The organism is Burkholderia sp. Leaf177, from assembly GCF_001424345.1.
Taxonomy (GTDB): Bacteria; Pseudomonadota; Gammaproteobacteria; order Burkholderiales; family Burkholderiaceae; genus Caballeronia.
In genome coordinates, this window is record NZ_LMPF01000001.1 from 522,149 (window position 1) to 536,932 (window position 14,784).

Annotated in this window: 14 protein-coding genes; 2 read left to right on the plus strand and 12 right to left on the minus strand. The window is 61.0% G+C overall.

Going from position 1 to position 14,784, the window contains the following annotated elements:
• The first annotated feature begins 32 nt into the window (after positions 1-32).
• A complete protein-coding gene (gene msbA, locus ASG35_RS02380; RefSeq protein WP_200945685.1) occupies positions 33-1,751 on the plus strand; it encodes a lipid A export permease/ATP-binding protein MsbA in 1,719 nt (572 codons plus the stop codon).
• Between the two features lie 56 nt (positions 1,752-1,807).
• Here msbA and ASG35_RS02385 read toward each other — a convergent pair whose 3' ends face one another.
• From ASG35_RS02385 to ASG35_RS02400, 4 genes are all read right to left on the minus strand, one after another.
• On the minus strand, positions 1,808-2,446 hold the full coding sequence (locus ASG35_RS02385) for a VC0807 family protein (RefSeq protein ID WP_056352390.1): 639 nt from the start codon (positions 2,444-2,446) through the stop codon (positions 1,808-1,810).
• Between the two features lie 31 nt (positions 2,447-2,477).
• Positions 2,478-2,777, minus strand: a complete 300-nt coding sequence (locus ASG35_RS02390) for a hypothetical protein (protein ID WP_056352391.1) — start codon at positions 2,775-2,777, stop codon at positions 2,478-2,480.
• Positions 2,778-2,858: 81 nt separating this feature from the next.
• Complete coding sequence (locus ASG35_RS02395) at positions 2,859-6,050, minus strand: multidrug efflux RND transporter permease subunit (protein WP_056352392.1); 3,192 nt, start codon at positions 6,048-6,050, stop codon at positions 2,859-2,861.
• Positions 6,051-6,380: 330 nt separating this feature from the next.
• Positions 6,381-6,602: a hypothetical protein gene (locus ASG35_RS02400; RefSeq protein WP_056352393.1), complete on the minus strand. Its 222-nt coding sequence runs from the start codon at positions 6,600-6,602 to the stop codon at positions 6,381-6,383.
• A 503-nt stretch (positions 6,603-7,105) separates the two neighbouring features.
• Between ASG35_RS02400 and ASG35_RS02405 the strand changes: the two genes are divergently transcribed.
• The gene (locus ASG35_RS02405) at positions 7,106-7,336 is read left to right on the plus strand and encodes a hypothetical protein (RefSeq protein ID WP_056352394.1); all 231 of its coding nucleotides are present in this window, start codon (positions 7,106-7,108) and stop codon (positions 7,334-7,336) included.
• Between the two features lie 28 nt (positions 7,337-7,364).
• Here ASG35_RS02405 and rng read toward each other — a convergent pair whose 3' ends face one another.
• The 8 genes from rng to ASG35_RS02445 form a co-directional block, all read right to left on the minus strand.
• Positions 7,365-8,834 (minus strand): ribonuclease G, encoded by a 1,470-nt coding sequence (gene rng, locus ASG35_RS02410; RefSeq protein WP_056352396.1) that lies wholly within the window; start codon positions 8,832-8,834, stop codon positions 7,365-7,367.
• A 7-nt stretch (positions 8,835-8,841) separates the two neighbouring features.
• Entirely contained in the window at positions 8,842-9,462 is a 621-nt protein-coding gene (locus tag ASG35_RS02415; protein ID WP_056352398.1) for a Maf family protein, read from the minus strand.
• A gap of 56 nt (positions 9,463-9,518) precedes the next feature.
• Complete coding sequence (gene rlmH, locus ASG35_RS02420; RefSeq protein WP_056352400.1) at positions 9,519-9,989, minus strand: 23S rRNA (pseudouridine(1915)-N(3))-methyltransferase RlmH; 471 nt, start codon at positions 9,987-9,989, stop codon at positions 9,519-9,521.
• A gap of 62 nt (positions 9,990-10,051) precedes the next feature.
• Complete coding sequence (rsfS, locus tag ASG35_RS02425) at positions 10,052-10,492, minus strand: ribosome silencing factor (protein WP_056352402.1); 441 nt, start codon at positions 10,490-10,492, stop codon at positions 10,052-10,054.
• Positions 10,493-10,509: 17 nt separating this feature from the next.
• The gene (locus ASG35_RS02430; protein ID WP_056352406.1) at positions 10,510-11,166 is read right to left on the minus strand and encodes a nicotinate-nucleotide adenylyltransferase; all 657 of its coding nucleotides are present in this window, start codon (positions 11,164-11,166) and stop codon (positions 10,510-10,512) included.
• A 103-nt stretch (positions 11,167-11,269) separates the two neighbouring features.
• The gene (gene hemF, locus ASG35_RS02435) at positions 11,270-12,193 is read right to left on the minus strand and encodes an oxygen-dependent coproporphyrinogen oxidase (RefSeq protein ID WP_056352926.1); all 924 of its coding nucleotides are present in this window, start codon (positions 12,191-12,193) and stop codon (positions 11,270-11,272) included.
• 134 nt (positions 12,194-12,327) lie between these two features.
• Positions 12,328-13,617 carry a phosphoribosylamine--glycine ligase gene (gene purD / locus ASG35_RS02440; RefSeq protein WP_056352408.1) on the minus strand — a complete coding sequence of 430 codons (1,290 nt, stop codon included), beginning with the start codon at positions 13,615-13,617 and terminating at the stop codon, positions 12,328-12,330.
• 388 nt (positions 13,618-14,005) lie between these two features.
• Positions 14,006-14,734, minus strand: a complete 729-nt coding sequence (locus ASG35_RS02445; protein ID WP_056352928.1) for a YebC/PmpR family DNA-binding transcriptional regulator — start codon at positions 14,732-14,734, stop codon at positions 14,006-14,008.
• Between the last annotated feature and the right edge of the window lie 50 nt (positions 14,735-14,784).

Below are 14,784 nucleotides of genomic sequence, written 5' to 3' on the forward strand. Positions count from 1 at the left end.
GCGGCGGCAAGACGACCTCGCCGGCCGCTGTCATGACCCGGCTCTGGCCATACATCCGGCCGCTGCTCGGCATTGTTGCGCTCGGCCTGATCGCGATGGGTTTTGTCGCCGCGAGCGAAGCCGGTATTCCCATGCTGCTGAAGCCGCTGCTCGACCACGGTTTCGGCGCGCATGGCAGCGCGAGTGCGAAGTGGATCGTGCCGGCTGCCGTCGTCGGTCTCGCGGTCGTGCGCGGCGGCATGCAATACGCGTCGGGCTATCTGCTTTCGTATGTCACCAACAAGATCCTGCTCGAACTGCGCCTCAAGATGTTCGACCGGATGATCAACACCAGCGCCGGATTCTTCCAGCGCGAAACAGCCAGCACGATCATCAACGCGATCGTGTTCGAGGTGAACCAGATCCTGAACGTGCTGCAAAGCGTTGTCGTGACGCTCGTACGCGATTCGCTGACGGTGATTTTCCTGCTCGGCTACCTGTTCATCCTCAACTGGCGGCTTACGCTGGTGATCGCGGTGATCCTGCCGGCCATCGGCTGGCTTGTGAGCAAGATCAACCGTCGCTTGCGGCGTCTCAATCGCGAACATCAGCTGCTGACCAACGAGCTTTCGTACATCGTGGAAGAGACGGTCGGCGGGTACAAGGTCGTGAAGGTGCACAACGGCCAGAAGTACGAAAACGACCGCTTCACCGACATGAGCAATCGCCTGCGCGGTTACTCCATGCGCATGACGGTGTCCGGTGGTCTCGCGCAGCCGCTGACGCAGTTCCTGGCATCGATTGCGCTCGCGATCGTGATCACCATTGCCGTGGTGCAGTCGGCGAACGACCAGACCACGGTCGGCGGTTTCGTCGCGTTTGTCACGTCCATGCTGCTCGTGATCTCGCCGCTCAAGCATCTGATCGATATCAACCAGCCGCTGCAGCGCGGCATGACGGCGGCTGAACTCATCTTCGGTCTTATCGATGAACCCGTGGAGCCCGAAGGCGGCGGCCTTCCGTTGCAGCGCGCACGCGGCGAGGTCGAGTTCCGCGACGTATCGTTCAGTTATGGAACGAGCGCCGGGCCCACGCTCAACGCCGTGTCCTTCAAGGTCGCGCCGGGCGAGATGGTGGCGCTGGCGGGCGCGTCGGGCAGCGGCAAGACGACGCTGGTCAACTTGCTGCCGCGTTTCTTCGATCCGGCCAGCGGCGCCGTGATGGTCGACGGCGTGGCGCTTCCCGAATACAGTCTGCACGACCTGCGCAGCCAGATGGCGATGGTGAGCCAAGACGTGGTGCTCTTCAACGACACGATCGCGGCCAACGTCGCGTATGGCCAGACGCCGGATCGCGAGCGGGTAAGCGCGGCACTTGCTGCGGCAAATCTCGCGGACGTGGTCGCGGCCATGCCCGAAGGCATGGAAACACGCGTGGGCGGCAACGGCATGCGGCTTTCGGGCGGCCAGCGCCAGCGGCTCGCCATCGCGCGCGCGATTTACAAGGACGCGCCGATCCTGATTCTCGACGAAGCCACGTCCGCGCTCGATTCCGAGTCGGAGCGGCATGTGCAGGAAGCGCTGGAAACGTTGATGAAAGGGCGCACGACGCTGGTCATCGCGCACCGGTTATCGACTATTGAACGCGCGGATCGCATTCTCGTCATGGAAGCCGGCAAGATCGCGGAGCAGGGCAGCCATGCCGAATTGCTGCGGCTGAATGGCTTGTACGCGAACTTGCATCGGATCCAGTACCAGCAGCAGGCAGCCTGAAACACAGTGCCGCTTTGAACAAAGCGCGCCCGAGGGCGCGTTTTTTTCGAGCTGCCTCAGGACTGAACCGTATTCGCCGGCGCAGCCGCTTCGCGCGCTTTCATCCGTTTGCGATAGATCAGCGTCCACACGGTCAGCCCGCCATAGATCCCGTAACCGACGAACGGCGAAACCAGCAAGAAGCGTTCGATTGGCCAATGCCACGCGAGCCACGCGCGCAGCAGATTTTCCCCGGTCAGCCCCAGGCCCCAGGCGAACGTCATCAGACGGATCGAGCGGCGCAGTTGAGGACGGCTGTCCCACATCGCTTCAAAGCGCTCGGCGCCGCCATCGGATTCGCGGGCAACCGTCGCGCGCGCAAGATAAAACGTCAGCGGCCGGCGCGCGGCAAGCGACAGCAGGAAGGCCAAGCCAATGGCGCCGGAAGCCATCGATTCACGCATCAGCAACAAGCGCGGACTGCCGCCAAGCGCCATCAGCACGATAGACAGCGCAATGCCGATCAGCACGAGCACGCTCAGTGCATCGACCCGACGGGTCCTCGCAAACTCGACGAGACTCCACACGATTGGCGGAACCGCCGACGCATAAAGCGCGCCGAGCTCACCCCAATATGGCAACGCGAGTTTGTACGCGAGCCACGGCAAAACCAGATTCACGACCAGTTCAATAACCTGATCGGGGCGAATCTTCATATTGAAAGGCGGAGTTTTCAATGGCGTGTGTTCACGTGAAAATCGACACGACGATGGCCAGCCAGAGCGCGCCCACGCCCGCCAGGAACGCGCGGCGTGCGTGGCGGATGAGGGATTCGTCGTCGGGATGCTCGACAGGGGATGTTGCGAACCACGGTACAAGACCGAGACATATGAAGCCGGAGAGCGCGAGGACGGCGACGGTGACATCGGCGAAATGCCATTGGGTTGATTCGTGGATGCCCCAATAACCCAGGAACACGATGCCGATGGAAAACACCGTTGCCGCCGCCGAACTGAGTGCTGCAACGGTACCTGCGGGATAGGCCATTCCCAACCTCCACGACCGCGTAAAGCGCGGATTGTAGCAATCATAGGCGACTACGCTTACGCAATCGGGACAGCAGCCGGCTCAGCTTTCGCCAGAGCCCTGGACATCGGCGCGGGGCAGGTCGTCGAGCTCGGATTTGGCCGATGCTTTTTCGCGGGTCATCGACTTGAATTTGCGCTGCATGAACCTTTGCGCCGATACCACGATAAAAAAAGCCAGCGGCGTGAACACGAGTCCGAGAACGGTCGCCGTGATCGCGCCGCCGAACACGCCGGTGCCGATCGAACGCCGGCTTTCCGCGCCCGCACCGCTCGAAACCAGCAAGGGCGTGACGCCCAAGAGGAATGCCGCCGATGTCATCACGATCGGCCGGAAGCGCGCGCTCGCCGCGGCGACGATCGCTTCGGCGAGGGCCATGCCATCGGCGTGAAGGGTGCGCGCGAATTGCACGATCAGAATCGCGTTTTTCGCCGACAACCCGATCACCGTGATCATGCCGACCTTGAAGTACACGTCGTTGGGCATGCCGCGCGTGTACATCGCGATCACGGCGCCGATCATGCCGAGCGGCACGATGGTCAGCACCGCGAGCGGAATGGTCCAGCTTTCGTAAAGCGCGGCAAGCGCCATGAAAACCGCCAGCAGCGACAAGCCGATCAGCACCGGCGTGAGCCGCGCCGCGCGCGTTTCTTCCAGCGCGGTATCGGTCCAGTCGAAACCGACGCCAACCGGCAACAGCTGCGCGAGGCGTTCCATCTCGGCCATGGCCGCGCCGGAGCTCACGCCATTGGCCGGACGGCCGCTGACATCGAGGGAAGGCGAGCCGTTGTAGCGCGTCAGCACGGAAGGACCCGTGGTCCAGTGCAGCGAAGCGACCGACGACAACGGCACCATCTGTCCGGCCAGATTGCGCACGGAGAGGTTCATGAGGTCGGTTTCGGTCATGCGCGAAGGCGCGTCGGCGGCGATCATCACGCGGCGCATCCGGCCGCCCGAAGGGAAGTCGTCGATGTAAGTCGAGCCGAAGGTATTGCCGAGCGCATCGCCGATTTTGTCGAACGGAACGCCGAGCGCATAGGCTTTCGCGCGGTCGATATCGAGCACGATACGCGGCGCGTCGGGCAGCGCTTCCGAGCGGACATCGGCGAATGCGGGATTGCGCCGTGCTTGCTCGAAGAGCTGCTCGCGCGCCGCGGTCAGCGCCTGAATGCCGATGCCGCCACGATCCTCCAGCCGCATCACGAAGCCTTCCGAATGGCCCATGCCGGGCACGGGCGGCGGCATCTGCGCGGATACGGTCGCGTCCATGATGGTCGAAAGCGAGCGGTTGAGCTTGTCGCGCAACGCGCTTGCATCGAGATCGCGCGCGGACCAGTCCTTCAGATCGACAAAACACATCGCCACGTTCTGGCCGCTGCCCTGGAAGCTCCAGCCAACCACGCTCGTGATATTCGATACCGCCGGTTCGCGTCGAAGAATGGCCTCGGTTTGTTCGACGGCTGCGAGCGTGCGCGCCTGCGTGGCGCCGGCCGGCAACTGGATCATTACCTGAAGCTGGGCCTGATCTTCCTGAGGCAAAAAGCCATTCGGCATATGCAAATAGAGCAGGGCGCATGCGCCGGCGAGCACGAGATACACCACGAACATGGAACCTGCCCGACGCAAGACGCGCGTGACGAGCCCGCTGTATTTGCGCGAGGTCCAGTCGAACATCGCGGAAAAGCCGGACGAACCGTGAGCGCCGTGTGTGCCGTGTTTCAGCGATTCGCGCGGCGGCGTTTTCAGCAGGTTCGCGCACAACGCGGGCGTGAGCGACAACGCGGTGAACGCGGAGACGAGGATCGACGCGATCATCGCCACGGTAAATTGCCGGTAGATCCCGCCGACGCTGCCGGGGAAAAACGCCATCGGCACGAAAACGGCGGTGAGCACAGCCGTAATGCCGACAATCGCGCTGCCCATCTGCTGCATCGCGCGACGCGTGGCGGCCTTTGGCGCCAGGCCTTCCTCGCGCATGACGCGATCCACGTTTTCGACGACCACGATGGCGTCATCGACGAGAATCCCGATCGCGAGCACCAGCGCGAACATGGTGAAGACGTTGATGGACATGCCGAGCGCATACAGCGCGAGCAGCGCGCCGGTGAGCGCGACCGGAATCACGACGGTCGGCACGAGCGCATAACGCAAGTCGCGCAGGAACAGCCACATGACCAGGAACACGAGCAGCACGGCTTCGAGCAAGGTCAGCGCAACTTCGTGCAGCGCGACGTGGACGAACCGGGAGGTATCGAAGGGAATCACGACCGCCACGCCCGGCGGCAGGCTGCGCGACAACTCGGCGAGCTTCGCGCGGATCGCGTCCGATGTTTCGATGGCATTGCCCTGCGGCGAGAGCTTGATGCCGACCGTTGCCGACGGCTTGCCGTTCAGCCGCGAGAACGACGCGTAACTGTCACGCCCGACTTCCACGCGCGCCACGTCTTTCAACCGCACCGCCGAGCCGTCAGGACGCGCCTTCAAAACGATCTCGCCGAATTCATCCGGCGAGATCAACTGGCCGCGCACGGTCACGGTCGCCGTCAATTGCTGGCCCGCGACGAACGGCACGTCGCCGAGCGTGCCGGCCGTCACGGTGGCGTTTTGCGTGGCGATGGCTTGCGTCACGTCGGCGGCCGCGAGATTGTATTCGCGCAGCTTCATGGGATCGATCCAGACGCGCAGCGCTTCGCCCGCGTCCCATAGATCGGCTGCGCCCACGCCGGGCGCGCGCTTCAGGTCGCGCAGCATGTAGCGGTTGATGTAATCGCTCAGCATGACGGAATCGCGCTTGCCGTCGGTCGCGGTCAGCGCCACGAGCATCAGGAATGTGCCCGTCGACTTGAACACGCTGATGCCTTGCTGAACCACTTGCTGCGGCAGCCGCGATTCGATCTGCTTCATGCGGTTCTGGACATCGACCATGGCGATGTCCGGATTCGTGCCCGCCGAAAACGTGGCGGCGATCTCGAGTTCGCCGAGGCTGTCGCTTGTGGTCTCGTAATATTGCAGGCCTTCGGCGCCATCGAGACTTTCTTCGATCACGCTCGCGACCGTGTTGTCGACGCTTTCCGGCGATGCACCCGGATACATAGCCGAGATCACGATGCGCGGTGGCGTGAGCCGCGGATATTGCGCAACCGGCAGGAACGGCGTGACGAGCGCGCCCGCGACGAAAATCGCGAGCGCGACGATCCATGCAAATACCGGTCGATCGATGAAGAAAGACGACACGCGGGTCCTGACGATTTAACGAGTTTGATCCGGGCTTTTTATGAAAAAAGCGTCTGCCGGGCGTGATTGCGCGGCTGGCGGAGCTCACGGAAAATCGATCTTAAAAACATAAAAAGACCGTGTCCAGTCTTATTAAAAGGAATGCCGGGGTCGGGCGCGCTTCATATTTATTTAATAATGGCGGCACCGCGTTATCTTTTCGCGATTCCCAAATGCTCGATATGTTTTTAGTGCATTAACTATTATCAAACCTGATGCGGCCGGGGATGGAGCGAATAGTCGATACACGCGCAAACCGTAGGCCGCGCGCGCAGCCTGCAGGACTCATGCTCAGCCGAAGTTCGATGCCGAACCGGACTTCGTTGCTTCGAGCATCAGGATGACGGCGTTGACCTGTCCAATGCGTTTGCGCTGGGCCGGCATGAGCTTCATGGACAGCATTGAATCCACGCGCTTTCTCCAATACGACAAAGACAGTCCATGGCTCGAAGCAATCTTGTTCACCACGCGTTCCAGATGCGCGAGGTCTTTCTCGATGAGATAGTTATTCAATTTGATTCCCCGTTTGCGCCGTGATTTTTTCGGTCGCTGTTTAATGGTGCTCCGCTTGGTTCAAGGCTTCCTGCCTTTTGTAATCAATAGAGCGTTGGTCATTTCCAGATTCGCACTGGTCGATGCGATGTGCTTGTGATCGCACGAGTCGTGCCACATATGCGCAAATGCGTTGAACGCCCGCCGTGCTTCGCGCAGCCATATGGAAAGGCGCCGGATGGTTTGTTTGTTACGCGCGTTCGTTACGTTACGCGCGCGGATCCTTCGTAACGTGGGTCGGAGTTTGCATCGACCTTTCAATTAAGCGTCACCCGGCCATTTATCGATAAAAATATTTGGGCACAACGCGCTTCGGTTGAATCTGGCCGCAATCAGCTTGCGTATAAACGATCGGTATCGATCGAGGGGACGTGAAATTACTAAGCTTGAAACGGCCATATCGACGCCAGTCGCATTTTTGTCTGCTCCAGAAAACAATGTTTATTTGAAGAGTGGAGAGAGCAATGCACAACGACCTTACCGAATTCGAACTGGACTGGCTGCTCGAACTGGGCATAAACGGAAGTGGCAGAATCCCTGCGGCGATTGCCGCGCATTTCCGGGAGCTGGGTTACGCCGAACTGATCTTCTCGACAACCTGCATCACCCGCAAAGGCCGCGAAACGCTGATGGCGGGAATGCAGGCGGGGACTAGCTCGAAGATCAGAGTGAGGCCGGGGGTTTTGCTGGACTGAACGCAAGGTGCGAGACACCCCGGCGAGATTACATCAAAACAATGTCGTATTGTTCCTGGCTCAGGTTCGACTCGACCTGCAAGGAAACCGGCTTGCCGATGAAATCCATCAGCATGGCCAAATGCTGCGATTCTTCTTCCAGAAACAGATCGATAACCTGCTGCGAAGCCACCACGCGAAACTCGCGCGGATTGAACTGGCGCGATTCGCGCATGATCTCGCGCAGCACGTCGTAACACACGGTTCGCGGCGTCTTGACCTGACCTTTTCCATCGCACGTGGGGCACGGCTCGCACAACACATGCGCGAGCGATTCACGCGTGCGCTTGCGTGTCATTTCAACCAGGCCTAGCTGCGAAAATCCATTCACGGTCACGCGAGTCCGATCGCGCGACAACGCCTTTTTCAATTCCCCGAGAACCTGATCGCGATGCTCGGCGTTCTCCATATCGATGAAATCGATAATGATGATCCCGCCCAGATTCCTCAACCGCAATTGCCGGGCAATCGTATGAGCCGCTTCCAGATTCGTTTTGAAAATCGTGTCGTCGAAATTGCGCGCGCCGACATAACCGCCCGTATTCACGTCGATAGTCGTCATGGCTTCGGTCTGGTCGATCATCAGATAACCACCAGACTTCAAATCCACGCGACGCGATAAAGCACGCTGGATTTCCGCCTCGATGTTGTACAAGTCGTAAAGCGGCCGCTCGCCGGCGTAGTGATGCACGCGCGAAGCCACGGCGGGCGTGAACTCGGCCGCGAAGTCCGCGAGCATCTGATACGTCTCGCGCGAATCGACTTGAATGCGTGAGGTTTCATCATTGACGAAATCGCGCAAGACACGCTGCGCCAGATTGAGATCCTGATGCAGCAGCGAAGTCGGCGCCACACGCGTGGCTTGCGCAACGATCGTTGCCCACGTTTTCCGCAGATACGCGACATCGGCGGCGAGTTCTTCGCTCGTCGCATCTTCCGCGATCGTGCGCACGATGTATCCGCCTTTTTCATCGACGGGCAGAACCGCTGTAAGCCGCGCGCGAATGGCCTCGCGCTCGGCCTCGCTTGCGATCTTCTGCGAAATCCCGATATGTGGTTCCTGCGGCAGATAAACCAGCGTGCGCCCCGCGATGCTCACTTGCGTGGAAAGCCGCGCGCCCTTCGTGCCGATAGGATCTTTCACCACCTGCACCATCAGCGCCTGCCCCTCGAACACGATCTTTTCGATAGGAATATGCGGCGCGCTCGAATGCGTTTCGCCTGCAATGCGCGGATGCCAGATGTCGGCCACATGCAGGAACGCGGCGCGCTCGAGACCAATGTCGATAAACGCCGATTGCATGCCCGGCAACACTCGCACGACCTTGCCGAGATACACATTGCCCACGCGGCCGCGCGACAGCGTGCGCTCGACGTGAAGCTCTTGCACCGCGCCTTGCTGAACGAGGGCAACGCGGGTTTCCTGCGGTGTGACGTTGATCAGAATTTCTTCGTTCATGGACGGTTTAGAAGTCGACGCGCGCCACGCGCAGGAGTGCGGCTGTTTCGAAAAGAGGCAGGCCCATGATACCCGAATAGGACCCTTCAATCCGTTCGATAAACGCGGCCGCGCGTCCCTGAACGCCATACGCACCGGCCTTTCCGAGGGGTTCGCCGGTGGCTGCGTATCGTTGCAGTGCAGCACGTTCGACCGCGGCGAAGCGCACGATTGAACGCGACAACACAGGTTGTAGCAACGTACCTTCAGCATCGACTACGGCGAGCGCCGTCAGCACTTCGTGATCGCGGCCGGAGAGGCGTTCGAGCATCGCGACCGCATGGCTGGCGTCATCGGGCTTGCCCATGATGGCGCCATCGAGCGTGACGGTTGTATCGGCGACGAGAATGGGTGAGCTCGCGTGCTCGCCCTTTACCCGGCGAGCGTACGCGGCCTCGGCTTTCGCAGCGCATACGCGCAGGACGTAGGCATCGGCGGCCTCGCCGGGAAGCTCTGCTTCGAGCGCTTCGGCGTCTTCATCGGCACGGGGCAGCAACAGTTCGTACGTGACGCCCAGTTGCTGCAGCAGCTCCTTGCGCCGGGGACTTTGGGATGCGAGATAAACAAACGGGAACGTGGTCGATGGCATTGAGGCAATCCTCGAAGCGCGCGTTGACGGTTCAGCGCCTTCGATGGCCCTGCCGTTCACGCGCGATGATAAGGGTGGTTCTGCGTGATGCTCCACGCGCGATAAAGCTGCTCGGCCAGAAGCACGCGAACCATGCCGTGCGGCAGCGTCAGGCTCGACACACGGAGCAACACTTCGGCACGTGCCTTGATTTGCGGATCGAGACCGTCCGCGCCGCCGATCACGAAGGCCACGTCGCGCCCATCTTGCTGCCAGTCGGGCAGGGCGGCGGCGAGTTGCATCGTGGTCCAGTCGCGGCCGCGTTCGTCGAGCGCAATAACACGTGCGTTTTTCGGCAACGCTGTTTCAATACGCCCACGTTCGGCCGCCATCACGCTCTCGGCGTTACGGCCCGACGAGCGCTGTTCAGGCTTGATTTCGCGCAGCTCCATGCGCAGCTCGGGCGGCATGCGTTTCGCATACTCTTCGAAGCCGGTTGCGATCCAGTCGGGCATCTTGTGGCCGACTGCGAGGATATGAAGTTTCATGGCGTACGTCGCACGAACCGACCGCTTTCACGCAAAGCGGCACGTTCGCTGGAACCGGGAATTCAGCGGCGCGTGGTCTTGCGCGCGGGTTTGGCTGCCGGCTCGTCTTCCTCGTCGTCTTCGTCCGCGCTCACGCGCGCGCCGCCGAAGCCGCCCGCGCTTTGCAGTTTCACGCGCACGGGTTTGTCGCCCCAGACTTCTTCGAGGTTGTAGTACTGGCGCAGCGCCGGTTGCAGGATATGGACGACGGCGTCGCCGCAATCCACCAGCACCCATTCGCCGATTTCTTCGCCTTCGGTGCTGATGACGTCGCCGCCCAGCTCCTTGACCTTTTCGCGGACGCTGTTCGCCAGCGCCTTGGTCTGACGATTCGACGTGCCGCTCGCGACGATCACGCGGTCGAAGAGGGCGGTCAGGTGAGTGGTGTTGAACACCTTGATGTCCTGCGCCTTGACGTCTTCCAGACCGTCGATGATCGCGCGTTGAAGCTTTTGAATTTCCATATTTTTACCGATGGTTTTTACCGATGATACAAGTGGTGTTGAACAATATAGTCCCATACGGCGGACGGAACATTACTCTCGGCAGCGATCCCGCCCGCCGCGTGCGTTTTCAGGCGTTCGCCCGACTGCTCGCGGATTTCGGTGGCGGACACTTCAAGCGCCAGCGCCGAGTCGATCAGCAAATGCCCGTGCGGCGTGGCCTGGAGCACATCCGCGCTCGCGCTGCGTGCCGCGATTTCCTCGGCCACGACGGGCGAAACCGTCGATACGTCGAACCCCGCGCGCGTTTCCACGCACACGTGCGCAAACTCGAAAAGACGTTTCCAGTCGCGCCACGAATCCAGATGCACGAGCTGATCGGCGCCTATCAGCAACGCCAGCGAAGCGTCCGGGCCTTCCCGCTCGCGCCAGCGCGCCAGCGTCTCCACGGTGTACGTCGGGCCGTCGTGATCGATTTCATCGGTTGCGACGGTGATCTTCAAGCCTTCGATATGCAGCGATTCCGCCGCCGCGCGAGTCATCGCAAGCCGATGATGCGCCGGCGTCACGTCTTTTTTCTGCCACGGCTGGCCCGCCGGCAGGAACACGAGTTCGGTCAGGTCGAGCAACTCGGCGAAACGCCGCGCGAGCGCCATGTGAGCGTTGTGAATCGGGTCGAACGTGCCGCCCAGCAAGCCGACGCGGTGAACGCAAGGAAGATTGGGTTTCAGTGGACGGTCCTCTTTGGGGACGGAATGAAACGGATACAGCGCCGGTTTCTCATGTTTCCGTGGCTATTTAAACCCACTCTCGCGCAACAAGGAAATCGGAATAAAGCCGCGCTTCGGGCGTGCCGACCTCCGGCTTCCAGTTGTATCGCCACGAAACGGCCGGCGGCATGGACATCAGAATGGATTCCGTGCGCCCGCCGCTTTGCAGCCCGAACAGCGTGCCGCGGTCGAAAACCAGGTTGAATTCGACGTAGCGGCCGCGCCGGTAGGTCTGGAAATCGCGCTGCGCTTCGCCATACGGCATATCCCGCCTGCGTTCGATGATCGGCACGTAGGCGTTGAGAAAGCTGTCGCCTACGCTTCGCATCATTGCGAATGATTCGTCGAAACCGGGTTCGGAGACATCGTCGAAGAAAATCCCGCCAATCCCGCGCGGTTCATTGCGATGCTTGAGATAGAAATACTCGTCGCACCATTTCTTGAAACGCGGGTACAGATCGGCGCCAAACGGCGCGAGCGCGTCACGGCATACACCGTGGAAATGCTGCGCGTCTTCCTCGTAGCCGTAATAAGGCGTGAGGTCCATTCCGCCGCCGAACCAGAACAATGGCGCCTCACCGGATTTCGTGGCGATCAGCAAGCGCACATTCATATGCACGGTCGGGCAGTGCGGATTGCGCGGATGCATGACAAGCGAAACGCCCATTGCCTCGAAACCCCGGCCGGCCAGTTGCGGGCGCATCGCACTCGCCGATGGCGGCAAGGAATCACCCGCAACATCCGAAAAACCGATGCCGCCGCGCTCGAAAAATTGTCCGCCCTCAAGAATCCGCGTGCTTCCGCCGCCTCGCAGCCGTTCCTCAGGCCCGCGCTGCCATGAATCGACGGCGAATTCGGTGCCATCGAACGCGCCAAGCGACTCTGCAATCTGCTTTTGCAAACCGGTGAGATAGGTGCGGACAGCTTGTACGTCGTAGGTCGAATCGGTCATCGTGCTGCTTTGCTTGATCGGTTGTGCCAGGAAGCGGGCGTGAAGGTTATCTGCCGCCATTCAGCGCGTTTCTTCCAAAAACGCACTGCCGGACGCGAAGGTCCGGCAGTGCTGTGCGTGCTTGCGGTGCTGAATCAGCCTTGGCGTTCCGATGCCTTGCGATTGAGCGCCCGAAACCCAATGTCCCGCCGATACTGCATGCCGTCGAACGCGATCTGATTGATCGTATCGTAGACGACGGATTGCGCGCCGCGAACCGAATCCGACAGGCCGACAACGCACAATACCCGTCCGCCCGATGTGGTCAGCTTGCCGCCTTCCAGCGTGGTGCCGGCGTGGAACGTCACGGCTTCCGGCGTTTCCGCCGGGATGCCGTTGATCCGGTCGCCGTTTCGCGGCGTGTCCGGGTAATTGTGCGCGGCCAGTACCACGCCGAGCGCCGTGCGCCGGTCCCATTCGATCTCGGCCGTGGCAAGCGTCCCGGCAATCGCCAGTTCCACGACCTTCGAGAAATCACCCTTCAGACGCGCCATGATCGGCTGCGTTTCCGGATCGCCCATGCGGCAGTTGAATTCGAGCGTCTTCGGATTGCCTTGCGCGTCGATCATCAGCCCGGCGTACAGGAAACCGGTGTAGCGGATGCCTTCCTGCTCCATGCCGCGTACCGTCGGCAAGATAATTTCGCGCATCACGCGAGCGTGCAGTTGCGGCGTAACGATTGGAGCGGGCGAATACGCGCCCATGCCGCCGGTGTTCGGGCCTTTGTCGCCGTCGAGCAGGCGCTTGTGGTCCTGGCTCGATGCCAGTGCCAGCACATGCTTGCCGTCCACCATGACAATGAAGCTGGCCTCTTCGCCATCGAGAAACTCTTCGATCACCACGCGCGCGCCGGCGTCGCCCAGCTTGTTGTCGGCGAGCATGGAATCGACCGCTGCGTGGGCATCTTCGATAGTCGTGGCAACGACCACGCCTTTCCCCGCAGCCAGGCCGTCCGCCTTGATGACGATAGGCGCGCCCTTCGTGTCCAGATAAGCATGCGCCGCCGCGATGTCAGTGAACGTTTCATACTCGGCCGTTGGAATGGCATGGCGTTTCATGAACGCCTTGGCGAAGTCCTTCGAGCTTTCGAGTTGCGCCGCTTCCCGGGTCGGACCGAAAATCTTCAGGCCTCGCGAGCGGAACAGATTCACGATGCCCGCAGCCAGCGGGCCTTCAGGACCGACCACAGTCAGCGCGATCTGCTCTTTTTCGACGAAATCAGCGAGTGCCGAAGGATCTGTAATGTCGACATTCAGCAGACGTTCGTCCTGAGCCGTGCCGCCGTTTCCCGGCGCGACATAAACCATCTGCACGCGCGGCGACTGCGCGAGCTTCCACGCGAGCGCATGTTCGCGACCGCCCGAACCGACGACGAGTAACTTCATTTAAAACCTCGAAGACCTTAAGAAATTCGTGGCGGCTGACTGCGTGATCCGGTTAAGTTTTTTCGCAACCGTTTCGCCGCGCCCCCGCAATGTTTTGCTTTGCTGCGTTCCGGATGATTGCCGGGCCGCGGTGCTTGAAGTAGGGGAGACGGTTCGCGCCGGTAAGCGGCTGCGTCACTCGACTTCCCGGCGGTCAAGCGCCGTTTGCGGCTTTTTGCGCCGCGTGCTTTTTTGCGCCGCCCTTTGGCGGATCCGGAATGGCTGCTGGACGCACATGCACCAATCGAGCCAGAACGCTTGCGCGAGCCAACTTTCGGACGCCGCGAATTCAAGCGCGCGAAAGACAAGCCCGTCGCTTATCGACGATCAACCGGCGATCAAACGGCGATTATTCTTCGTCGATTGTTGCGTTGGTATAAACCTCTTGCACGTCGTCCAGATTTTCCAGCGCGTCGAGCAATTTCTGCATTTTCGCCGCGTCTTCGCCCGTGAATTCGACTTCGGTCTGCGGCTTCATGATCACTTCGGACACTTCAGCCTTGAAACCGGCCGCTTCCAGCGCGTCCTTTACCTTCTGGAAATCGTTGGCCGGACAAACCACTTCGATACTGCCGTCGTCGTTCGTCACCACGTCGTCCGCGCCTGCCTCGAGCGCCGCTTCCATCAGCTTGTCTTCCGCCGTACCGGGCGCGTACAGGAACTGGCCGACGTGGTCGAACATGAACGCCACCGAGCCGTCCGTGCCCATGTTGCCGCCGAACTTCGAGAACGCATGGCGCACTTCCGCGACAGTGCGGGTGCGGTTGTCCGTCATGGTATCCACGATGATCGCCGCGCCGCCGATGCCGTAGCCTTCGTAGCGGATCTCCTCGTAGGTTGCGCCGTCCACACCGCCCACGCCGCGCTGGATTGCACGGTTGATGTTGTCCTTGGGCATGTTGGCGTCGTACGCTTTTTCGACGGACAGCCGCAGTCGCGGGTTTGTGTCCATTTCCCCGCCGCCCATGCGCGCCGCAACCTGAATTTCCTTGATAAGACGCGTCCAGACCTTGCCGCGCTTGGCATCGGTGGCTGCTTTCTTATGCTTGATGTTGGCCCATTTTGAATGACCCGCCATACCTTTCTCCATCGCGCACGAGCTTTTCTCGCACGCCTGTGTGTCAATTC

Bases quoted from the DNA above. Each gene is read 5' to 3' on its own strand.
- ASG35_RS02390 (WP_056352391.1), bottom strand. From the start codon at position 2,777: ATGGCCTATCCCGCAGGTACCGTTGCAGCACTCAGTTCGGCGGCGGCA.
- purD (WP_056352408.1), bottom strand. From the start codon at position 13,617: ATGAAGTTACTCGTCGTCGGTTCGGGCGGTCGCGAACATGCGCTCGCG.
- msbA (WP_200945685.1), top strand. From the start codon at position 33: ATGACCCGGCTCTGGCCATACATCCGGCCGCTGCTCGGCATTGTTGCG.
- rsfS (WP_056352402.1), bottom strand. From the start codon at position 10,492: ATGGAAATTCAAAAGCTTCAACGCGCGATCATCGACGGTCTGGAAGAC.
- hemF (WP_056352926.1), bottom strand. From the start codon at position 12,193: ATGACCGATTCGACCTACGACGTACAAGCTGTCCGCACCTATCTCACC.
- rng (WP_056352396.1), bottom strand. From the start codon at position 8,834: ATGAACGAAGAAATTCTGATCAACGTCACACCGCAGGAAACCCGCGTT.
- ASG35_RS02385 (WP_056352390.1), bottom strand. From the start codon at position 2,446: ATGAAGATTCGCCCCGATCAGGTTATTGAACTGGTCGTGAATCTGGTT.
- ASG35_RS02405 (WP_056352394.1), top strand. From the start codon at position 7,106: ATGCACAACGACCTTACCGAATTCGAACTGGACTGGCTGCTCGAACTG.
- rlmH (WP_056352400.1), bottom strand. From the start codon at position 9,989: ATGAAACTTCATATCCTCGCAGTCGGCCACAAGATGCCCGACTGGATC.
- ASG35_RS02445 (WP_056352928.1), bottom strand. From the start codon at position 14,734: ATGGCGGGTCATTCAAAATGGGCCAACATCAAGCATAAGAAAGCAGCC.
- ASG35_RS02415 (WP_056352398.1), bottom strand. From the start codon at position 9,462: ATGCCATCGACCACGTTCCCGTTTGTTTATCTCGCATCCCAAAGTCCC.